The following is a 22,593-nucleotide window of genomic DNA, read 5'->3' as shown; positions in this document are numbered from 1 at the left end:
CAGTATAATGAGAAAACGTGGATTCAAAAAAGACTTTCCATTAAGACGTTTTGATGAATCTATTCCCCGACAATGCAATAGCAAGTGAGTTAGCGGAAAATGGAAAAGGACTCATTGGTAAGATAAAAACAGATTTCCCTTATGTAAATGCGCAGGACAAGGCATACTTTCAACATTTAGGAATAAATGAAAGTAATGTATATCTGCACATAAAAGGGCATACAATCTATACATTGATAAAATCAATAGGTAACTGCCTTTACTACCGCTCCAGAATAGACTTTGAAAAAGATATTCTATTAGATAATATACAGACCATGGGGTATTGGGAAATGGACAAAATACGAGAGGATATTTTGGCACTTTCTTGATGCCGCTATTATAGCATAAAAGTGGTATGAGTATCTGTTACCTACCTTCATAATTTAAAAAGAAAGATTATTTAGAGAAAGCCATGCTCTAACTTTCAAATATGAGCCGCTGTATGCAAATAGAAAAGATATTGCATAAAAAATATTGAATCAAAAGAACTTTTTATAAAGATAAAACTTGTGTTACTGTCTGAAAAATGGCGGGCGCTAGATTGGTGTCTTATATTCGTCGTAACCCGAATTTTGGGCATATACCTTGAAAAAACTATTAGGAGCATTAGCCAGAATTTACATTTTACCATTTATAGGAAAAAGTTAAAATATAATATATGTCAGAGTTGATTAAAAATAAGGCTATACGTGGTGTAGCGTGGAGTGCTGTTGAAAAGTTTGCTCGTCAAGGATTGATGGCACTCTTCACTATCTTGATTGCACGACAACTTTCGCCTTCTGACTATGGGCTAGTAGCAATGCTTACTATACTCTTAGCTATAGCGCAGATCTTTGTGGATTCTGGTTTTGTGGAAGCTCTTATTCAAAAACAAGATCGCACAGAAATTGATTTTTCTACTACTTTCTGGTTTAATATTGGAGTTGCGTTGGTTATTTATAGTATATTGTTTATCTCGGCTCCATTGGTTGCTAGTTTTTACAAGGAACCATTACTAAAAGAACTTCTTATATGGTTGTCGCTTTTGTTCGTTATCAACTCCTTTCGTACGGTGCAACAAGCGAAGTTGAATATTGCGATGAACTTTCGTCGTCAGGCTTGGATTTCTGTTATTGCTATATCTGCAAGTGGCGGAGTAGGTCTGTGGATGGCATATCACAGTTTTGGTGTTTGGACATTGGTATGGCAGCAACTTTTGCAGAACTTTTTGAACGTAGTGTTACTTTGGATCTCTGCCGAGTGGAAACCTACGTTGATTTTTTCCAAGGATTCATTCAAGGAGTTGTTCAACTTTGGGTCAAAACTATTGATAAGTCGTACAGTAGATGCCATTTATTCCAGTGGATCGTTCCTTCTGATCGGAAAATTCTTTTCTCCTACGGTGACAGGTTTGTATAGTCAGTCCATACAGATGACGAGTCTGATGCCCCAAACTATCACGGATATAATAGCTCGTGTGGCTTATCCCATCGAATGTGAACTGCAAGACAAGGAAGAAGAGTTACAACAGCGTTTTTTCCAGATGCTTCGAATGGCGTGTTTCGTTTTATTTCCTCTAATGATGGGTCTGGCGGCATTGGTCGAACCGGTGGTACGGCTACTGTTGACGGAGAAATGGATGGCTGTGTGTCCTTTAATACAAATCCTTTGTTTTGCATGGATTTGGAGACCAGCGTCGCATATGAATTGGCAACTGCTGAACGCCAAGCATCGTAGCGATTATTGCCTAAAAGCGGAGATTATCAAGAAATCTATTGCGATTGTTTTATTGGTTATTATGCTCTTTTTTGGGATCAAAGCGGTTTGCTTTGGAGTATTAGCTTACTTTATTGTCGATGTTTATGTCATGACTCGTTTTACTCGCCGTATATTATCTCAAGTTACCTTTATGGAAGAGATGCGAAACTTGTTGCCTATCTTGTTGCAGGCTATGCTTATGGGAGTTTTAGTTCATTTTCTGAAGTATCTCATCTATTCGGATCTGTTATTGATAGTTTCAGGTATATTCGTAGGAATAACTTTATATGCCGGAATCTCCATAGTCTCTGGAAGTGTGGAGATAAGGATGCTGTGGGGAGAAATAAGAAAGAGAAATAGGTAATATTTTGATAATTGATAAATATACTTTTCTGTATAATGTTAACATTTACACATGCTTTTATATGACGTTCCTGTCTACACTAGTAATGGTAAAAAAATAATAGAAAGATGATTTACTTATTCATATTCATGTATCTACTGATTTGTGTCATCTTGTATGATGTATATGAGAGGAAGCTACATTTAAGGGCAAATTATATTGTACTGTATTTCCTTTTTACACTAATAGCAGGATTGAGATGGCGTTTAGGAGTAGATACTGTTAATTATATGAATTTTTTTCAATATGAAATGCCTCCATTATCTCAATTATCTATTGAATACATCACAGAGTCCCGATATCAGCCATTCTGGCTCTTGCTGAATGCTGTCTGTAAAGGTCTTGGTAGTTTTACCCTTGTGCAAATATTTGTCAGTGCATTCTTTCATGCTTCTGTTTTTTGTTTTCTCCGTAAGTCATGTACGAAGCCATTTACTGTATTAACTATTTATTATCTCTATAGTTATTTCTATTTCTCGATGGAGATAATGAGAGAGTCTTTGGCTATTTCTTGTTTTCTATTTGGTGTTACTTGTTTGAATAATGGAAAAGTATTGAAATATTATATATGGTCATTATGTGCATTTATGTTTCATTTTTTTGCTATTATTTTGTTTTTGTTCCCATTGCTTACTTTAATGCGATATCATTTGAGAATAAAAATATTTGTAGTTATATTATTATTGACGGTATGGCTCGTGTTTAAAATTCAGATATTAACCTGTATTATAACTTTTGTTCCTTCTGTTGTAGCAAATAAGTTGGTTAATTATTTTTTTGTGGATAGATATGGTTCAAATATGTGGCGTTTAACTGGATTTGTATATAATTTGTTTCCTCTGCTTATCGTGTCTATATTTTTTTACTTATATTTTTGCGTAAAGTGTAAAGTTATATTTCTTTTAAAAGAAAATTTATGGATAAGCTGTGTTTTATTATATTCTTTATTGCTATTTTTAAGCATAGATATGTCCATTCTTTTGAGATTTTCCAATTATATGTATTTTATAGTAGCTATATTGTATGCTTCTTGTCTGTATATCATTAATTTCAATAAAGTATCACATAGTATTTTTATTTTAATATGTTTTTGTCTTATGTTTGGACTCAGAATCTATATGCTAGCAAGGCCTGAGAGGGTTTTTGATGACTATAAATTACGTATACATGGTTATGCGGAGTTTTTTCCTTACACTTCTGTTTTTGACAAGGACGAGCCCTTAGAAAGATCAATATTGCATTCTTATTGGGGAGATAAATGACGACTAATAAAAATAAAATCCTGTTCAAATTTTGTTGTTTTAAATAAAAAAAGAATAATCATGAACATCGCCATAATCTTTGCCGGAGGTTCCGGCAAGCGTATGAATACAGTGGCTAAACCCAAGCAATTTTTGGAGTATCGAGGAAAACCTATCATAATCTATACACTTGAGATTTTTGATAATCATCCTGATATTGGCGGAATTGTCGTTTCGTGTATAGAGGAGTGGATTCCTTATTTGGAGAAATTGATACGTAAGTTTGAGATTACCAAGGTGCGAGCTATAGTTCCCGGTGGAGAGACGGGGCAAGATTCTATTTATAATGGATTGATAGCTGTAGAAAATTTATATCCCAAGGATAGTTGCGTATTGATTCATGACGGGGTTCGTCCTCTGATTACTGAGCAAACGGTTTCTGATAATATAGAAGCCGTACGTTTGTACGGATCTAGCATTACTTGTATTCCTGCTATAGAAACATTTGTAGTCTCCAAGATGGAGGGAGATTTGGAAATACCTTCTCGAAAGGACTCTTTAGTGGCAAGGGCTCCACAGAGTTTTGTCTTGTCTGATATTTTAACAGCTCACCGGAGGGCACGAGAGGAAGGGCGGCATGATTTTATAGATAGTTGCTCTATGATGAATGCATATGGTCATAAGCTACATACGATCATCGGCCCGATGGAAAATATAAAAATCACGACACCAACCGATTATTTTGTATTTAAGGCGATGGTGGGTGTGCATGAAAATCAACAGATATTTGGATTTTAACGATATGTTTAGATATAAGAATACGATCGTGAGGAACGATATGGAGGAGATGCTTCGTGTCAATCTTCCTTGGGACAAGCTGGGGGGGAAGTCTTGCTTGGTGACTGGGGCGAATGGAATGATTGCCACGTATATGGTTTATTTGCTAATGTCTCTCGTGAGGGATAAGGGGATGGATATCCGTGTCGTAGCCTTGTCTCGCGACCGGAAGAGGGCAGAGGAACTTTTCGCTGACTTTTTGGAGGATCCCCATTTTGAATTGTTGATCCAAGATGTGTGTGAGTCGATCCATAGGGAAGGGGGTATGGATTATATATTCCACTTCGCAGGAAATGCCAGTCCTTATTACATCCAGAATGATCCCGTAGGGATTATGAAGAGTAATTTATTAGGGACTATTAACGTGTTGGAGCTGGCAAGGGAAAAGGAAACAGAGAAGGTGCTGTTCGCTTCTACTCGTGAGGTTTATGGAGATAATGCGGGGAAAGCATCCTTGGCGGAGTCTTCCTTTGGTAGGCTGGATTGCTTGGATGCCCGCTCCTGTTATCCGGAAAGTAAGCGTGCGGCAGAGACCTTGTGTAAGAGTTATTATCTGCAATATGGGATAGACTTCAATTCGGTACGAATCGCCCATACGTATGGACCAGGGATGAGATTAGAGAACGATGGTCGTGTAATGGCAGATTTACTGAATTTTGTTATTCAAAATAAAAATATCGTACTAAGGAGTAAAGGGGAAGCGTTGAGAGCATTTTGCTACATAACAGATACCTTGTTGGGATTGATGTTTGTTCTTTTTTATGGAGAGGAAGCATCTGCCTACAATTTAGCCAACGAAACGGAGGAGACAAGCGTCCGTTCGCTAGCGGAAACGTTGATAGGGATGAGTCCGGACAAAGGTTTAAGAATTGATTACGACATTCCCGAGAATCAGTCTGTTGTTTATTGTGATTATATAAGGGTTGCTTTGGATACCTCCCGATTGGAAGCTTTGGGCTGGAAGCCTTGTGTCTCTTTGGAGAAGGGGATGAAGCGGGTGTTGGGAATTTATCCGTGATTGAGTGTTTGGAAAGTCGAAGTTTAATAATTATAATAGATAAGTTAGGATATGTTTAGTATAGGAGATTATGTGAAACGTACTGATTTACAGAATAAAATAGATTTGAAGATATTGAGTGAACAAGAACTGAAATTTCTTCAAGAGAGTATATTGGACATTTATAGAGATGTCCTATCTGTATGCGAAAAGGCTGGCATTAGGGTGATGATGGTGGCAGGAAGTGCGATAGGGGTTGTTCGTCATAAGGGTTTTATTCCGTGGGATGATGATATGGATATGCTAATATCTAGAGATGAATATTATCGTTTTGTAGAAGCTTTTTGTGAAGAATTTGGCGATAAATACTATGTTACGTCTCCTTTTTCAATAACACAATATAAAGACCTTTGTATACATATAATTCGTAAAGATATTACATTGATATCTTTGTTTGATTTATCTAAATTATATCCGAATGGAGTGGCGATAGATATTTGTACTTACGAGTATGTTCCTGATAATTGCATTCTACGAGTTTTACATGGATTTATTTCTAATTGTTTATTATTTATAGGAAACTCTAGAAAAATGTATTTGTGTAAGAATAAGTATTGTGACACTTTCTTCTCTTTAACTATGAAGTCTAGGATCATGTATTATTTTCGTTTGTTTATAGGGATTCTTTTTTCATTCTTTAGTTATGCTACTTGGTGCTCTTGTTTGGATAAATGGGTTTCTCTCTTTAATAAAAGAAAAGGTAAATATGTGACAATCCCAACTGGTTATCTTCATTATTTTGGAGAAATGGTTCCTTCGGATGTATTTGATCCTGCTAAAGAGGCCGTCTTTGAAGGACTTAAGGCTTTTATCCCTAATAGAGTTGATACCTATTTGAAAAATCGATATGGAAAAGATTATATGGTGATTCCTCCTAAGGAAAAACAAGAGGTACATCCTGTTGTCGCATTTAGTTATGGGATTACAAGTGAGTGAAATATAATAGAAAATTTTATAGTCTGGCGTATGAACGTATATGTAAATGAACAATTTCCTTATCTTGATTTCATGGATATCCGTCCGGGAGATCGAGTGGTTTTGAAGCCAAATCTCGTAAAAGAGGGAAAGGAAACAGATAAAAATGAATGGAAATGTGTTGTTACATCTCCAGAGTTGATTCGGTATGTAGCGAATTATGTATGTGAGAAATTACAAGGGAAGGGCGAGGTCTTTATTTGTGACGCTCCTCAAACCGATTCCTCTTTTGAGCAGATTGATAAAAAATTAGGCTTAACAAAAATAGCTTCGGATTGTACCTCTAAGTATGGAGTGCCGGTACGAATAATTGATTTGCGGAATGAAGAGTGGACAAGTGAGAAAGGGATTATCACGCATAAAAAGAAATTGGCCGGTGACCCAAATGGAACAGTTCTTTTTAATTTAGAAAAGAACAGTTTGTTTTATGGGCATAAGGGAGAAGGTAATTATTTTGGAGCAGACTCCAATTATGAGGAGTTGAATAAACATCATCAGGGAACAATACAAGAGTATTTACTTTGCGCTACTCCTATTATGGCAGATGTGGTGATTTCTTTGCCGAAGATGAAAACACATAAAAAAACAGGTGTTACTTTAAGCATTAAGAATTTTGTGGGGATAACGGCTGATAAGAATTATTTGCCCCATCACACATGGGGATCTCCTAAACATGGAGGTGATGATTATCCTGATACATCATTTAAACGACAGTTCGAGACATGGGGATCCAAGTTCGTAAAAAGGATAATAATCAATATTCCATTTATAGGAATTAAGATGGCTCAAATACTTCGTGCAGAAGGGGAGAAGGTATTTGGCGCTACGCACAATACAATCCGGAGTGGGAACTGGTATGGGAATGATACCACTTGGCGAATGACGCTGGATTTGAATCGTTGTCTGATATATGGGAATCCGGATGGTACGTTTCGGAAAACAAAAAAACGTTATTATTCAGTTATAGATGGTGTTATTGCCATGGAAGGAGCTGGTCCGATGCAAGGAGATCCAAAGGAATGTGGTGTCTATATATCGGGAGAGGATCCCGCTAGTGTAGATACTGTGGCTACGACATTGATGGGTTTTGACTGGAGAAAATTACCTGTGGTATATGAGGCTTTCTCAAAGCATGAAATGCCTATATCTGAAATTGACCCACAAACTATAAATATAGTTAGTGATATTAAAGATTGGAGGGGTAGCTTGGATGAACTGAGAGAGAAGGAGCATTTTGATTTTGTTCCTTATTTTGGCTGGAAGGGGTATATCGAGTTACCTAATTATCAAAAGACAAATGACAAATGAACACTATATCTATTTACTCTTCCCTCCCTTATTGGCTTCAAAATATCGCAGTCTCTCTTCACGGCTACAAACTAAAGAGACAGCGTTTCAACGATGACTTTTATAAGATCTTGGATTTCTTGAACTCAACCCAGGGTTGGTCAAAAGAACAGATTCGTTCTTACAAAGAAGAACATATTTTTAAGATATTGGAACAGGCCTATAATCACTGTCCTTATTATCGAAAGAAATATGCTAATGCTGGTTTATCTCCTTCTGATTTTAAACAATTAGGAGACTTGCAAAAGTTCCCGATTCTGACGAAAGAGGAAATTCGAGAGAATTGGCTTGGCTTGGTTGCCAATAATATTCCTCAAAAAGATCTTATTCTATTTAATACTAGTGGCTCAACGGGAAAAGCGTTGGACTTCTATTGGACTAAATATAGTGCAGCCTATTATTGGGCGGTAGACCAAAGATATAAAAATAGATTTGGCTTTGATCTCGGAAAAGCTTGTATAAATTTCTCCGGTCGTCCTATTGTTCCTATTTCAACTTCGAGACCTCCCTTTTGGAGATATGATAGAGCCTTGAACCGTTATTTCATAAATATGCATCAGTTGAATGAACAGAAGATTCGGGATATCGTAAATTGGATTAATCTGAAACGTATAGAGATGTTCATAGGCTATCCATCTATTATGACCACATTTGCGAATGAGTTGATGAATGTGGGTATGGCTTTGGATTTTCCTCCTAAACACATATTCACGGGTGCCGAGAAGTTATACGAGAATCAGAAAAATATCTTACAGGCTGTTTTTAAAGGTGTCCAAATCCATGAGTTGTATAGTTTTTCTGAGCAAGCCGCTATCGCTACCCATTGTATCCACTCGGTTTATCACGAGGATTTCGAGATTGGTCATATGGAATTGGATCAAGCTGTTCCTACAGAGAGTGGGATGCAGGGTGAGATTTTGGCTACCGGGTTCGCTAATCTTGGTATGCCTTTTATTCGTTATCAAAATGGGGATACGGCAGTGTTCTCCGACCGGGAATGTGGATGTGGATTACATAGCCAAATTATAGAAGATATTGTTGGTCGCAATGAAGACTATATAGTTACACCAGAGGGGCTTCACATTCAGCGTCTGGATTATATTTTCAAAGATACGTCGGAGGTGAAGGAGTGTCAAGTAGTCCAAAAAGTATTTGGTGAAATGATTTTACGTATTGTGAGAAGGAATTCCTATAGTGTGGCTACGGAGAAGAAATTGTTGGTAAATATATCTCAATGGATAAGCCCTACCATAAAGGTAAAATTTGAGTATGTGGATGAGATTCCCCGTACAAAAGCAGGGAAGTTTAAGGCAGTTGTCTCTGAATTGAAAAAATAATCATGTTGATTTATGAATAAACTAGAATCTACCATCTATAACCTCGTCCGTAAAAATCCAGCCTTAAAGCAGTTCGTGCGGAATATGTATCAAGGCATATTTGATTTGCTGCCAAGGAAGAAGGAGTATTTCGCCTCTCCCTATCAATATCGGGAAGGCTTCTTTTTCGGATTTCACGATGTCACGCCTTTTTCTTTTGATGAGACCAAGCTATTGGCGAATCAAAATAGGTTGGATTTGCGTATGCCTTTACCTACGGAAGGACTGGATGTCGGATATTTTGATTTGGAACAAGGCCTTATAAAGGACTTTCATAGGGTGGATACCTCTTACGCATGGAATTATCATAAAGGATGCAGGCTGCAATGGTTGGATAAGAACCGGATGATTTATAATACGGCGATAGCGAATCGGCTTATGTCTAAGATTCATGATTTATCGACAGGGGAATACCAAGTAATAGACTGCCCGATTGATGCGGTCTATCAAGATGAGCAAAGATCTTTGGCTTCTTCTTTTAGTTATGAGCGCTTGGAGCGTTGTATGCCCGGGTATGGTTATCCTTATCGGGATGGAGGGAAATTGGATGATCCGGCACCTAAAGATAGCGGTTTGTTCTTGGTGGATTTAAAGGAGAATACTTCAGAGTTGCTTATCTCTTTGTCTGAGTTGGCACAGATGGAAGATGAATCCTATAGGCAGGGATATATGCATTTTGTAACCCATTCGGAGTTCTCGAAAGACGGTCGGTATCTTTCTTTCTTATACCGGAAAATACCAACCGATGGGGATTATATGAGGCGGCATACCAAGATCATGGTTTATGATTTGCGTGATCGACGACTTATTACCTTACCTACTCAAGAGTCCGGTTCTCATTATGTATGGAATAACAGGAATCAATTGATAGCGTCTTGCATTATAAATGGTAACAGTTGTCATGTATTGTATGACATGAAAGATGTAGCTCATTATCAAATAATAGCAGGGGATGTGTTGAATTCGGATGGTCATCAGTCCTTTATCTCGGATACGTCTTTTGTGGCGGATACTTATCCGGATAAATATAGGATGGCAAAAATCTATAAGGCTGATATCAATACTCAAAGTGCGGATTTGTTGCTAAGTATCTATTCTCCCAAAGAGTTTCAAACGAAAGATTTTAAATGCCATATAGCTTGCGATTTACATCCCAGAGTATCCCCTTCTGGAAAGTACCTATGCTTTGATTCGCCTCGTACTGGAAAACGGGGGTTGTATATAATGCCATTGTCGGTACCGGCTATGTAGGCAAGGTGTCTTATATGATAAAAATCAAGAAGAATATTTGTGGCCTAGCTAAAAGTAAGTATATTTGTGGTGGTAACTATCGTGCGATGGCTGTAAATCAATATGATCGATCGTATGATAATATGTTTATTTTGTACAACAATGAGGAAGGACGATATATTATATTCTCTTAGGGCTTTGATAAAGCAAGTGATGCCAGCTGGAACAAAGGTTTTTTTGTTTGGTTCGCAAGCCCGTGGAGATGTCCATGATGAATCGGATTGGGATATTCTAATATTGTTGGACAAGGAAAAGATAACCTCTGCGGATTTTGATACCTATGCCTATCCTTTAATCGACCTAGGATGGCAATTTGGCGAATATTTTAGCACTAAGTTATATACCTTTACTGAATGGATGAAACGTAAAGGTACTCCTTTTTTCAAGAATGTGGAATTAGATGGTATAGAACTATGAATCTAACAGATGAAGAACGGGAAGCCCTTGTTATAGCAAGAAAGGCTAGAGCTTTTGATACTTGGGAGGAAACCAAAGGGATCGTAGAGTGTGGTTATTGGCATGCGGCCGCTAATAGAATGTATTATGCTTGTTATTATATGACCACGGCACTGTTAATTAAAAATGGCTTTCAGGCTTCTACGCATTCAGGAGTGATTCGTTTATTAGGTCTTCATTTTGTAAGTACAGGAATAATCAGTAAAGACTTGGGACGTTTTTATAGTAAACTATTTGAGTTGAGACAAAGTGGGGATTATGATGATTGGATTGTGATCGATGCCAATGAGATTCTTCCCTTGATGGATTCTGTTGATAATTATTTGAATACCTTGCTTTCGTTGATAGAGGGAAAAGCATGAGGCTATCCTTGTCTTCTTTGCCGTAAATAGTTTAAAAAATTGAATATCGCATATCATTTGGCTTGGTATGCGTAATATACGTATACCAAAACTTGACTTCTCTATAGATTTCCTGAAATATATAATCTTATAACTTATGAATATCGCAATTATCGGCACCGGCTACGTAGGCCTGGTGTCCGGGACTTGTTTTGCCGAGATGGGGGTTGATGTCACTTGCGTGGATGTCAACCGGGAGAAAATAAATGGCTTGTTGGAGGGGAATATCCCGATTTATGAGCCGGGGTTGGAAGAGATGGTATTGCGTAATTCCAAGGAAGGTAGACTTCATTTTACGACGGATCTGGCCTCTTGTCTGGATAACGTGGATATCGTTTTTAGCGCCGTGGGTACGCCACCGGACGAGGATGGTAGCGCCGACCTGCGTTATGTGTTGGAGGTGGCTCGTACGTTTGGCCAATATATTAAGAAATATACGGTATTGGTAACCAAGAGTACGGTTCCCGTGGGTACGGCACGGAAGGTAAAGGCTGCGATTCAAGAGGAGTTGAGTAAACGTGGGATGGATATCCCCTTTGATGTGGCCTCGAATCCGGAGTTCTTGAAGGAGGGTGCGGCCATCAAGGATTTCATGAGTCCGGACCGGGTAGTGGTCGGTGTGGAGTCGGAGAGGGCGAAGGAGATGATGAGCAAGCTCTATCGTCCGTTTCTCCTGAATAATTTCCGGGTGATCTTTACGGATATTCCCTCGGCGGAGATGATTAAGTACGCGGCTAATTCCATGTTGGCTACTCGTATCTCGTTCATGAATGATATAGCGAATCTTTGCGAGTTGGTTGGCGCTGACGTGAATATGGTCCGGAAGGGGATCGGTTCGGACAGTCGAATCGGTAATAAATTCCTGTATCCGGGATGTGGCTATGGAGGTAGTTGTTTCCCTAAAGACGTGAAGGCTCTTATCAAGACGGCGGAAAAGAATGGTTATCCGATGGGAGTGCTAAAGGCCGTGGAGGAGGTGAATGAACGTCAGAAGACGATCCTTTATACGAAGCTTAGAAAACATTTTGACTCTTTGGAGGGGAGAACGATCGCTCTCTGGGGCTTGTCTTTCAAGCCGGAGACGGATGATATGCGTGAGGCTACCTCTTTGGTGATGATTGATCTTTTACGGAAAGCGGGTGCCGTGGTCAAGGTGTTTGATCCTGTGGCGATAGGCGAGTGCAAACGTAGAGTTGCTGATCGGGTTGTTTACGCGAAGGATATGTATGAGGCGGTAATCGATGCAGACGCATTGTTGTTGTTGACCGAGTGGAAACAGTTTCGCTTGCCAAGTTGGGCCGTGATCAAGAAAGTGATGAGGCAACCTTTGCTGCTGGATGGCCGCAATATCTATGACGCGAAGGAATTGGGTGAGCTAGGCTTTACCTATGAATGTATCGGAAAATAGTTATGGATAATTTAGGTTTGGTCTCCATTATTACTCCTTCTTATAATTCTTCGTCTTTTATAGCGGGAACCATTGAGTCGATTCTTTCGCAGACTTATCTTAATTGGGAACTGTTGATTACTGACGATTGCTCTACGGATCGTTCTGTTGAGATCATAGAGCGGTATATTCAAAGGGATTCCCGTATTAAGTTGTTCCGGTTAGAAAAGAATTGTGGGGCGGGTGTTTGCCGGAATCGCTCTATCTCGGAGGCCAAAGGACGATTTATCGCTTTTTGCGATAGTGATGATCGATGGTGTCCGGAGAAGCTGGAGAAACAGTTGGCTTTTATGCGAGAGAAGGATTGTGCCTTATCTTATACCTCGTATATGACTTGCGACGAGAGTGGAAAGATTTCCAGCATTGTTATCGGAAAAAGAAGGGAGACCTATTTCTCTATGCGGTGTGATGATGGGATTGGCTGCTTGACCGCTGTCTATGATACGGAGAAAGTGGGAAAGGTCTTTATGCCGGAATTACGTAAACGGCAAGATTGGGGGTTATGGCTTACCATACTTAGGCGTTGTGAGGTCGCTTACGGCTTGAAAGAGCCATTGGCGATTTACCGAATTCACTCAAGTTCTATCTCTCGGAATAAATGGTCTCTCATAAAGTATAATTTACGTGTTTATAGAACGGTTCTCGGATATTCCCCGATGGCTTCGTATCTGTATTTCTTTATTCTGTTTTTACCTTCTTATTTTTCTAAGAAAGTATTCTTGAGGTTAGTAAATAGATAATTTGGAAACAGCTTTATTCGATATAACACGGCCTTGTCATGACTGACTTGTGCCGTGTTTTTTTATTTATTTACTTGATCATTGTAATGATATTCTTCCCAAGTATGATCCCAAGGAAGACCGCTATCAAACCAAGGATATTACTGGCAAGTACATTGAGTAGTGCCATCTTGTATTCTCCGGTACGCATAAGTACCATCGTGTCGAGAGCGAAAGAAGAGAAAGTCGTGAAACCACCGAAAAGACCAGTGAATAGGAAAGCTCTTGTATTGATAGAAAAATTATAGGCTTCCGCTATACTCCAGCAGAAGCCGATTAAAAAGGAGCCGATCACATTGACCGACAAGATACCAAAAGGAAAGGAGTAAAGCATCGATCGTTGCACCCACGTGGAAACTCCGAACCGTAGCGCAGATCCGATAGCTCCTCCTATTATTAAAAGAAAAACCTTTATCATATCAACCTAGTGTGTTTCCCCCGGGCTAGGTTAAGGCCCGGGGAGATGGTAAATGATTTAGGTTTTCAATTTAATTGGCCGACTCAAACTGTCTCAAGAAACGAACATCGTTTTCCGAGAACATGCGTAAGTCTTTTACTTGGTATTTCAAATTGGTAATACGCTCGATACCCATTCCCAACGCATAGCCTGAATAAACCTTGCTATCGATACCGCAGTTCTCAAGCACGTTCGGGTCTACCATACCGCAACCGAGGATCTCTACCCAACCGGTTCCTTTACAGAAGGGGCAACCCTTACCTCCACAAATGTTGCAGGAGATATCCATCTCGGCGGATGGCTCCGTGAACGGGAAGTAAGAAGGACGCAAGCGAATTTTTGTATCCGGACTGAACATTTCCTTGGCGAAGAACAACAAGGCTTGTTTCAAGTCGGCGAATGAGACATTCTTATCTACATATAACGCTTCTACTTGATGGAAGAAACAGTGAGCACGATAAGAGATAGCCTCATTACGATATACACGTCCCGGACAGATGATACGGATAGGCGGTTCTTGCTTTTCCATTACTCGGGTCTGTACGGAAGAAGTATGTGTGCGAAGCAATACATCCGGGTTATGCTGGATAAAGAACGTATCTTGCATATCGCGGGCAGGATGGTCCTCGGCGAAATTCAAGGAAGAGAAGACATGCCAATCGTCCTCGATTTCCGGTCCCTCAGCGATGCTGAATCCTAACCGTCCGAATATATCGCAAATTTCTTTCTTTACAAGTGATAGAGGATGACGAGTGCCTAGTTCGATCGGGTAAGCCGTACGAGTCAAATCGATATCATCGTTTGCGGTCTGTACATTCTCAAAGCTTTCTTTTAATTCGTTGATCTTGCTCTGGGTTGTTTCCTTTAGTTCGTTCAAGTATTTGCCAACCTCACGTTTTTGATCAGCCGCTACATTACGGAAATCATTCATCAACGCCGATATCTCGCCTTTTTTGCTGAGATACTTTATACGTAAAGCTTCTAGTTCCTCGGCATTTGCCGCTTTCATATTCTCTACTTCTTGAAGCAGAGCCTTAATTTTATCGAGCATTTCTAATCACACTTTGTATTTGTCATGCAAAAGTACGCCTTTCTTTTGAAACCGCAAGGGATTCGTAAGGTTTTTTAGTTAAATGTAAGCGCAGACACTTAGGTGTCTTGTTTTATATATTAAAGTATTTATATATCTTCGCAGCATAATCAAACTATAAATTAATTAATGGAAATAGTCATTATTATTGGCCTTATCTTACTGAATGGAATTCTTGCGATGTCGGAAATCGCCTTGGTCTCGGCCCGGAAGGCTAGGTTGGAAACCGAAGCGAAACGTGGTAATAAATCTGCGGGCACTGCTTTGAAGCTGGCAAATGAGCCGGATAAGTTTCTCTCAACCATCCAGATCGGAATTACTTTGATCGGTATCTTGACAGGTTTGTACTCTGGCGAGGCGTTAGCTCATAATTTCGCTGTTATAATAGCGCAAATACCGGTCCTAGAACCGTATGCGTTGGGGATCGCTAAAACGACGATCGTTATTATCGTGACGTATCTTACACTTATATTCGGAGAGTTGGTACCGAAGCGGATCGGCATGGGGTGTGCCGAGAAGGTCTCTATGTTAGTTGCTAAACCCATGAATTTTCTTTCCTTGATATCCTCTCCTTTTGTTTGGCTACTTTCAAAGAGTACGGCGTTGGCTGTGAAGATGACGGGCGTGGATACGAAAGAGGAAAATAGGGTAACAGAGGAAGAAATCAAGGCGATCGTGAAAGAGGGCTTCGACGGTGGCGAGGTGCAAGAGGTAGAGCAGGACATCGTAGAGCGGGTCTTTAATCTGGGAGACCGTAACGTGGGTTCTATCATGACGCATCGTAGCGAGCTGGTTTGGCTGGATGTGACGGATAGTACGGAGAAGATTCGGGAGAAAGTGGAGGAGAACTTATTTAATATATATCCCGTGGCCTCGGAGAAGTTCGATAATATAGTAGGAGTCGTTTATCTGAAAGATTTGTTCGGAAGGATCGACCAACCGGATTTCTCGATCAACCAAGTACTTCGCCCGGCACAGTTCGTTCCCGAGAACCAGAGCGTATATAACGCCTTGGAATCTTTCAAGCAGACACACGTGAAATATGGACTCGTTACGGATGAGTTCGGAGGCATTCAAGGTATCGTAACCTTGAAGGATATCATGGAAGGCTTGATCGGGCAAGTACCGGAAGTCGGAGAGGAGTCCGAGATCATACAACGTGAGGATGGTACTTGGTTGGTGGACGGCCAATATTCTTTCTATGATTTCTTGGAATATTTCGACATGGAGGATTTGTATGCCGAGCATGATTATAATACTTTGAGCGGCTTGATCCTAGAGATATTGGAACGTGTACCGAAGACGGGTGAGAAATTAAAGTGGCTGGACTTTGAGTTCGAGATCGTAGATATGGATGGCGCCCGGATCGATAAGGTTTTGGTCAAGTACTTGAAAAATGGGTAAAATGTCTTTTTAGAAGAGTACGCCGAGTGAGATACTCATCACGTTCGTTCGCTTGTCAATATTGATATCATAATTAATCTCGGGAACCGGGTTGTTGACTTTCTCGAAATCGGATTCCACTTGATTCAATCCGAACTCATAGACAAAGTCGAAGAATAGCCGTCCGATGCTAACCCCTACGCCCGTAGCGATATTGACTCCGAACGGGGTGTTGTCATTCACGTATTCTACATGCGTGGTGGAAGACTCTACCGTATAGGCGATCTTATAGTTGTATTTTAATTTGGGGCCGACCATAAGGCTAAGTCCGTAAGGCCCTTTCTTCACTAGGTTATAGCCTACCATTATGGGAACCTCTAAGGAACTGGTTTTCATCATCAAGAGGTCGGTAGTTGCCGATGTATTGGACATCATATTATTTTCCGGCAAACTTTGAGGTATGGAAAAACGGATATTTCCCTCAGAACGATGCCATGAGAAACTAGGCTGGAGGAAGAACCGTTCGATATTGACCCGGCAAAAGACCGCGGCCAGATAACCTACCTTATATTCGATGTCTATATTCTCCGCTTCCTTCCCATTGATGGAAAGGGTGTTTATGACTGGGAAAGTGGCGTTGAATCCCACTTTGGCTCCAAAGTTGAATGCCTTGTCCTCGAAACGCATGAAACTCTGGGCTTCTGCTAACAGACCGAAAGACAGCAACGCTCCTATAAGGTAGACTTTTTTCATACCGTTATTTTTTCTTTTTCACGGACCAGCCGAATTTACCGACAAATTCACCTAACCCGTAATACTTACCATGCGAGTAAGCCAAAAGATCCGCTTTCTGCATATCAAAAGCCCCTGTCTCCGGATCTAGATATCGGTCGTCAGCCTGTACGTTTACGACATCAGCGATAAACATATCATGACTTCCGAGAGCAATTACCTCTTTTACCCGGCATTCGATACAAAGCGGAGACTCGTCTATCGTAGGGGCGTTAACGACGGTCGCTTTTCCGGGAGTGAGCTTCATCTCCTCGAATTTATGATGGTCTTTCCCTGAGTTTACCCCGCACCAATCCGTGGCGTAGGCCAGCTCACGATTCGTCAAGTTAATGACGAACTCCATATTCTTCTTCAAGATCGGATAAGAGAATCGTTCCGGACGTACGGATATATAGCACATCGCCGGATTCGTACAAATCGTACCTACCCATGCGACTGTTATTATATTGTACTCGGAAGGCTCATTCCCACAACTCACCATTACGGCAGGCAATGGATAGATCATGGTTCCCGGTTTCCAATCGTGCTTCATATAAAACGCAGTTTTTACAATTGCGAGTTGAGAATTGAGAATTAGCTCCACAAAGGTCTTTGACTTTCAATTCTCAATTCTCAACTTTCAATTATTTAATGATAATGTCTTCTTTATTAATCTTACGTTCGCAATAATGACATTTAATGGTTCCCTTCTCCTTGTCGATCACGTGGAAGCGGGAAAGCATCGGCTCATTATTGGTGATACATTTCGGATTGTTACATTTGACCAAGCCAATCAGCTCGTCGGGTAAAGTAACCGTCTTCTTCTCTACAACCTCATAATCACGGATAATGTTCAATATAATATTCGGGGCGATCATGGCGATACGGTTGATCTCGTCCTCCTCGAAAAACTTGTCGGCGATCTTGATCATACCCTTGCATCCCATCTTGTTGCTATGGAAATTATTGCCGATCGTGATCGTATTGTTCATTTTCTCCAGTCCCAGTAAAGAGGCTACCTTGAATAATTGGCTGGGAGGAATATGGTCTATGGCGGTACCGTTCTCTAAAGCGGCTACCTGCAACTCTTTTTTCTTTTCTGCTGACATAAAACTTCGTTTTTATTCGTCGATAGATATACCTAAAACTTCGCAAATGATAGCTTGGCGTGCGAACAGCCCGTTGCGTGCCTGCTGGATGTAATAAGCCTTTGGATTGTCATCTACATCGTAAGCGATCTCGTTCACACGGGGTAGCGGATGTAAGATACGCAGGTTCTCACGGCTGTTTCTCAGCATGTCGTTACGCAGGATATACACGTTCTTTACCCGCTCGTACTCTTCCAAGTCTGTGAAACGCTCACGTTGTACACGGGTCATATAAAGGATATCCGTCTGGTTGATGATATCTTCCGTGAAATCGGTATGCTCCTCGTATTTGAGTCCGTGCTTGTCGCAGAAGTTCTTTTGCTCGTCCGGCATGCGCAGCTCGTTCGGCGCGACGAAGTGGAAGGTCGGATGGAAGTGAGACATTCCCACGATCAAGGAGTGAACCGTACGGCCATACTTCAAATCGCCGACCATCGTGATGGTGAGGTTATCCAGTTTGCCTTGTGTCTTGCGGATGGAATACAGGTCCAGCATGGTTTGCGAGGGATGTTGGTTCGCCCCGTCACCAGCGTTGATGATAGGGACATCCGTCACCTCGGAAGCATAGCGGGCGGCTCCTTCCAGATGATGTCTCATAATGATCAAGTCCACGTAATTGCTTACCATCAAGATCGTATCTTTCAAGGTCTCGCCCTTGGAGGAACTAGTCGTGGAAGCGTCCGAGAAACCGATCACCCGTCCACCTAAACGGTTTACGGCTGTCTCGAAACTCAGTCTCGTACGTGTAGAGGGCTCGAAGAACAGGGTGGCGGCGACTTTGCCTTCCAGTAATTTCCGGTTCGGATTCTCCTCAAACTTCCTTGCGTTATCCAGAATACGAAGAATGTCCTCTTTGGAACATTGATCGATAGAAACTAAACTTTTACTTTTCATAGGTTGTGTATATTCTGTCTTATGTACGCGAATGTATAAAAAAAGCGGAGACCGAAGGGCCTCCGCTTTAGATTTTATTTTAAATTCTGAACGGTTTCGTCTAACCGTTTGATGAATAAACATTTAACGGAGTATCTGAAAAGTAATGGTAACGACTAGGAAACCGTGCGATTTTCAGCGTTTTGCGGTGTTTTACTATCAAATAACTCTTTCAGGTGCAAAGATACGACAAATCTTTGATATAGTATCCAATACAAACAGTATTCGCCATTTTTTGCCTTTCGATATATACCTATTTGCTTATGCCGTTATTTTTTGCAGATTTGGATAAAAAAGGAAAGGCAAAATTCAGGAAGCATTGAAATTCTTTACTTTAGTTAGTGCAAAAATCGAATAATTTATTGTAACTTTGCAGCGGATTCGGTGTGCATATAATACCATCCCAATTAAGATAAGTCGCAACATATATAGTGGTTTTCAATATGATTATGAACAATTGTACAATATTAACAGGTAAAAACACCGTTAATATTGCATATCATAAACCTTGGTAATTTTTCCACATTCAAATCTAATTAATTCGATTTGAATGTCATTGTCTTTGTAATCCGGCATGCTATTTCAGGCTTGTCGAGAGATTTTTTGTGCTATAAAATCAAGAAACATTCAAAAGATAAAAGGAAAAATTCAAATGGAAAAAATCAGAAATTGGAAACAAGATTTCTATACAATATGGGCGGGGCAAGCTGTGTCCCTGATAACAAGTGGGGTTCTTCAAATGGCCATCATCTGGCATCTGACAAATACAACAGGGTCTGCGATGGTGTTGTCAATGGCGACCTTGGTTGGGTTTCTACCTCAAGCGGTTTTAGGTTCTGCAATCGGAGTACTTGTTGACCGCTGGAACCGGAAAATGGTCATGATTGGTGCAGATGTCATCATAGCTTGTGCTGGACTGGTACTTACCGTAATTTCCCTGTCAGCGGAACTACCTGTATGGATAGTAATGCTCATCCTCTTCATTAGAAGCGTTGGCACTGCATTCCATTCCCCTGCGTTAAGTGCGGTAACACCTCTTTTAGTGCCTGAAGAACAGTTAGTCAAATGTGCCGGCTACACCCAGTCCATCCAATCGGCAAGTTTCATCCTAAGTCCGGCAATTGCCGCTTTTCTCTATGCAAAATGGGGGTTGAATTCTGCGGTTGCCCTTGACGTATTCGGAGCAATAATTGCCTGTATCACTGTTGCAATGGTTCACATCCCAAAACAACCGATTGAAGCGCTGCAGCAAGAAAACTTTTTCACCGAACTGCGCATTGGCTATAACGCAATACGACAAAATAAAGCTCTTTTCACATTGCTTTGGATAGGAGCAATCAATATGTTCATTTATATGCCAATCAATGCGCTATTTCCGCTGATGAGTATGAATTATTTCGAGGGAAGTACCTTGCATGCTTCCGTGGTGGAAATTGTTTTTGCAGTTGGTATGTTGTTGGGCGGACTTCTATTGGGCGCATGGGGAGGTTTCAAAAAGCGCATGGCAAATATCATCGGCTCTATCTTTCTTATGGGAGTGTCATTGACTGTTTCCGGCTTGCTACCAACCAATGGTTTTATGATATTTGCGATATGTTGTACGTTGATGGGCTTTTCTGCCCCATTCTATAATGGAGTACAGACCGCGCTATTTCAAGAACAGATACAACCCGAGTATTTAGGGCGTGTTTTCGGACTTCTTGGCAGCATCATGTCGTTTGCCATGCCGCTTGGGTTGGTAGTGTCGGGTGCATTTGCAGACCAAATCGGGGTAAACCGTTGGTTTTTGTTCTCAGGTATGGCTATTCTGCTTCTCGCTATAATAGCCTTATGTCTTCCACAACTTAGAAAGGTCGACAATCAAAAACAAAAATCATGATTTATGAAACGTAACTAAATCTAAACAGCAATAAGCCTCTGATAGGGAAATACGATTATCGGAGGCTTATTGCAATCTGTTTTAACTACTTATGTAATTCCTCTACTTTTCCTTTGTGGTTGAATTGGCTGTCGTATGCTCTGCCGTAGCCTGTCGAACTGTTCCCTGAACCATTCGCCTATGGGCTGGCGGTTGATTACGAGTGTCAGTTTAGACTTGTCCGCAGGGTCTTTCACCACTTGAAAGCCTGCTCTTTCTGTCGTAAAACTCCGATTATGTTCCTCCGAATAAAGTTTGCCCTCGTATATCAAAGGCTTACCATAAGTCAATGTCGTGGTCTGCCTTTCATTGAACCCGACAAGGCGGCACAGGCTCTCTATTCTCATAATTTCCTTTGCCATAGGAAACCATGCACACAGCTTTTCGATAATGCGTTTCAAACCTGATACTTCATCTTTGTGTCTGACACTTTTTTCCGCCATCTCCTTACGGTGATTCTGCTGTATTTCCAACAACTGGCGGTTGTGCTCGGTTTGCATCGTGTGTATGCGGTTTTGCAGTATCTCAATGGTTTCCTCATGGGTGGCAACTTCCCGATACAGGGCGGTGTTCTCCCTTTCCAAAGTCTTGACCTTGTTGCTCCCGAAAAGAGAACCGACACTTTCAGCTATGTTGGTCGCTGCGGTGGTGGCTGCACCTTTCAGTTTCTCGGTCTGTACCTCTTTCTTGGCTTGTCTGAGTTCCTGTTCGGTTTCGGTTTTCTGCTCCTGTAACCGCTTGTTTTCTGCATCAAGGGCAGCGTTCTTTTTCTGTATGTCCCGATAATACTGTGTCGTGGTGGTGTGCCGTGCTTCGGAACCTCGCACACCTCGCTGTAATCCGTATTTAGCCATAACCCTTGCATAATTGTCGTGGTACGCAATCAAGGTCTGACGGTTGAACAGGTCATCGGCACACAAACGGACGGTATTTGCTTTCTTGTGATACTTCCGTTTGCCGTCTTCCTGCTCTTTCTTGGCTTTGCGCCTTTCACCTGTCACGATGGGAACAATGGCTGCATGGATATGCGGTGTCTTCTCGTCCATGTGAAGATGGGCGGCAACCACGTTCTCCCTGCCGAATGTGGCTTGCAGCCATTGGATGCTGTCGCTGCACCATTCGTCAAGTCTTCCGTTTTCCTGTATGTCCATCATGTCCTCATGTGTTCCCGACAGAACCACTCGGACTACACGGACTTGGTCATGTGTAATCTTCCGCTTGATGCCTGCCGTGTTCAGCCTGTGGGCAATCGCTTCATCCCTGCCATGAACGCCATCGGGGTATTCTATAAGTACCCTGTTCAGATGCGTTCTTGTCGGGTCTGCGTTTTTAGGTATGATTCTTCTCTCTATATGGTCGGATTGTACGGTGTCCGATGAACCTTTTGCTTTCTTTATGTCCAATGAAAAATATCCCATGTAGTTTGATTTTTACGGTTATTGTTATGAGTGTATTCTCTGCCTGTGGCATTGGCTCTCAGGGTTTCCAAAGGGATTTCCCTTTGG

At 41.0% G+C, this 22,593-nt stretch carries 22 protein-coding genes; 15 read left to right on the top strand and 7 right to left on the bottom strand.

The window, feature by feature from the left end:
* Positions 1-53: 53 nt before the first annotated feature.
* From ACESPU_RS04600 to ACESPU_RS04540, 13 genes are all read left to right on the top strand, one after another.
* Positions 54-371, top strand: a complete 318-nt coding sequence (locus tag ACESPU_RS04600; RefSeq protein WP_373133166.1) for a hypothetical protein — start codon at positions 54-56, stop codon at positions 369-371.
* Positions 372-700: 329 nt separating this feature from the next.
* The gene (locus tag ACESPU_RS04595) at positions 701-2,143 is read left to right on the top strand and encodes a lipopolysaccharide biosynthesis protein (RefSeq protein WP_121962290.1); all 1,443 of its coding nucleotides are present in this window, start codon (positions 701-703) and stop codon (positions 2,141-2,143) included.
* Between the two features lie 107 nt (positions 2,144-2,250).
* Positions 2,251-3,444, top strand: a complete 1,194-nt coding sequence (locus ACESPU_RS04590) for an EpsG family protein (RefSeq protein ID WP_158532854.1) — start codon at positions 2,251-2,253, stop codon at positions 3,442-3,444.
* Between the two features lie 60 nt (positions 3,445-3,504).
* The gene (locus ACESPU_RS04585) at positions 3,505-4,221 is read left to right on the top strand and encodes a 2-C-methyl-D-erythritol 4-phosphate cytidylyltransferase (protein ID WP_121962292.1); all 717 of its coding nucleotides are present in this window, start codon (positions 3,505-3,507) and stop codon (positions 4,219-4,221) included.
* Between the two features lie 4 nt (positions 4,222-4,225).
* Complete coding sequence (locus ACESPU_RS04580; RefSeq protein ID WP_158563037.1) at positions 4,226-5,278, top strand: NAD-dependent epimerase/dehydratase family protein; 1,053 nt, start codon at positions 4,226-4,228, stop codon at positions 5,276-5,278.
* 51 nt (positions 5,279-5,329) lie between these two features.
* A complete protein-coding gene (locus ACESPU_RS04575) occupies positions 5,330-6,253 on the top strand; it encodes a phosphorylcholine transferase LicD (protein ID WP_121962294.1) in 924 nt (307 codons plus the stop codon).
* Positions 6,254-6,283: 30 nt separating this feature from the next.
* Positions 6,284-7,600, top strand: coding sequence for a DUF362 domain-containing protein (locus ACESPU_RS04570; protein ID WP_121962295.1), 1,317 nt, complete (start codon positions 6,284-6,286; stop codon positions 7,598-7,600).
* Positions 7,597-8,976: a phenylacetate--CoA ligase family protein gene (locus ACESPU_RS04565; protein WP_048928443.1), complete on the top strand. Its 1,380-nt coding sequence runs from the start codon at positions 7,597-7,599 to the stop codon at positions 8,974-8,976. Before ACESPU_RS04570 ends, ACESPU_RS04565 begins: the two co-directional genes overlap by 4 nt.
* A gap of 12 nt (positions 8,977-8,988) precedes the next feature.
* Positions 8,989-10,266 (top strand): hypothetical protein, encoded by a 1,278-nt coding sequence (locus tag ACESPU_RS04560; protein ID WP_158532855.1) that lies wholly within the window; start codon positions 8,989-8,991, stop codon positions 10,264-10,266.
* 141 nt (positions 10,267-10,407) lie between these two features.
* Positions 10,408-10,722, top strand: coding sequence for a nucleotidyltransferase domain-containing protein (locus ACESPU_RS04555; RefSeq protein WP_008778387.1), 315 nt, complete (start codon positions 10,408-10,410; stop codon positions 10,720-10,722).
* Positions 10,719-11,123, top strand: a complete 405-nt coding sequence (locus tag ACESPU_RS04550) for a HEPN domain-containing protein (RefSeq protein WP_005857332.1) — start codon at positions 10,719-10,721, stop codon at positions 11,121-11,123. The genes ACESPU_RS04555 and ACESPU_RS04550 overlap by 4 nt, the downstream gene beginning before the upstream one ends.
* A gap of 136 nt (positions 11,124-11,259) precedes the next feature.
* A complete protein-coding gene (locus ACESPU_RS04545) occupies positions 11,260-12,570 on the top strand; it encodes a UDP-glucose/GDP-mannose dehydrogenase family protein (RefSeq protein ID WP_008772299.1) in 1,311 nt (436 codons plus the stop codon).
* 2 nt (positions 12,571-12,572) lie between these two features.
* Complete coding sequence (locus ACESPU_RS04540; RefSeq protein ID WP_158532856.1) at positions 12,573-13,349, top strand: glycosyltransferase; 777 nt, start codon at positions 12,573-12,575, stop codon at positions 13,347-13,349.
* A gap of 70 nt (positions 13,350-13,419) precedes the next feature.
* Here ACESPU_RS04540 and crcB read toward each other — a convergent pair whose 3' ends face one another.
* Both crcB and pheS read right to left on the bottom strand, forming a co-directional pair.
* A complete protein-coding gene (gene crcB / locus ACESPU_RS04535; protein ID WP_008779782.1) occupies positions 13,420-13,806 on the bottom strand; it encodes a fluoride efflux transporter CrcB in 387 nt (128 codons plus the stop codon).
* 70 nt (positions 13,807-13,876) lie between these two features.
* Positions 13,877-14,896 carry a phenylalanine--tRNA ligase subunit alpha gene (gene pheS, locus ACESPU_RS04530; RefSeq protein WP_005857329.1) on the bottom strand — a complete coding sequence of 340 codons (1,020 nt, stop codon included), beginning with the start codon at positions 14,894-14,896 and terminating at the stop codon, positions 13,877-13,879.
* A gap of 168 nt (positions 14,897-15,064) precedes the next feature.
* Between pheS and ACESPU_RS04525 the strand changes: the two genes are divergently transcribed.
* Positions 15,065-16,339: a hemolysin family protein gene (locus tag ACESPU_RS04525; protein WP_122145096.1), complete on the top strand. Its 1,275-nt coding sequence runs from the start codon at positions 15,065-15,067 to the stop codon at positions 16,337-16,339.
* Between the two features lie 9 nt (positions 16,340-16,348).
* Here ACESPU_RS04525 and ACESPU_RS04520 read toward each other — a convergent pair whose 3' ends face one another.
* The 4 genes from ACESPU_RS04520 to pyrB all read right to left on the bottom strand — a co-directional run bounded on the left by ACESPU_RS04520 (position 16,349) and on the right by pyrB (position 19,131).
* Positions 16,349-17,071, bottom strand: coding sequence for a porin family protein (locus tag ACESPU_RS04520; RefSeq protein WP_373133165.1), 723 nt, complete (start codon positions 17,069-17,071; stop codon positions 16,349-16,351).
* 4 nt (positions 17,072-17,075) lie between these two features.
* The gene (locus tag ACESPU_RS04515) at positions 17,076-17,642 is read right to left on the bottom strand and encodes a flavin reductase family protein (RefSeq protein ID WP_005862715.1); all 567 of its coding nucleotides are present in this window, start codon (positions 17,640-17,642) and stop codon (positions 17,076-17,078) included.
* A gap of 91 nt (positions 17,643-17,733) precedes the next feature.
* On the bottom strand, positions 17,734-18,198 hold the full coding sequence (gene pyrI / locus ACESPU_RS04510; protein WP_005857324.1) for an aspartate carbamoyltransferase regulatory subunit: 465 nt from the start codon (positions 18,196-18,198) through the stop codon (positions 17,734-17,736).
* 12 nt (positions 18,199-18,210) lie between these two features.
* Entirely contained in the window at positions 18,211-19,131 is a 921-nt protein-coding gene (pyrB, locus tag ACESPU_RS04505; RefSeq protein ID WP_005857322.1) for an aspartate carbamoyltransferase, read from the bottom strand.
* Between the two features lie 691 nt (positions 19,132-19,822).
* Between pyrB and ACESPU_RS04500 the strand changes: the two genes are divergently transcribed.
* On the top strand, positions 19,823-21,049 hold the full coding sequence (locus ACESPU_RS04500) for an MFS transporter (RefSeq protein WP_016564142.1): 1,227 nt from the start codon (positions 19,823-19,825) through the stop codon (positions 21,047-21,049).
* Positions 21,050-21,138: 89 nt separating this feature from the next.
* Here ACESPU_RS04500 and mobV read toward each other — a convergent pair whose 3' ends face one another.
* Positions 21,139-22,506: a MobV family relaxase gene (mobV, locus tag ACESPU_RS04495; RefSeq protein ID WP_022508104.1), complete on the bottom strand. Its 1,368-nt coding sequence runs from the start codon at positions 22,504-22,506 to the stop codon at positions 21,139-21,141.
* Positions 22,507-22,593 lie beyond the last annotated feature (87 nt).

The organism is Parabacteroides sp. 20_3 (assembly GCF_964238835.1).
Taxonomy (GTDB): Bacteria; Bacteroidota; Bacteroidia; order Bacteroidales; family Tannerellaceae; genus Parabacteroides; species Parabacteroides distasonis.
Note: the sequence above shows the minus strand (reverse complement) of the source record. Positions and strands in the feature narration are given on the sequence as shown.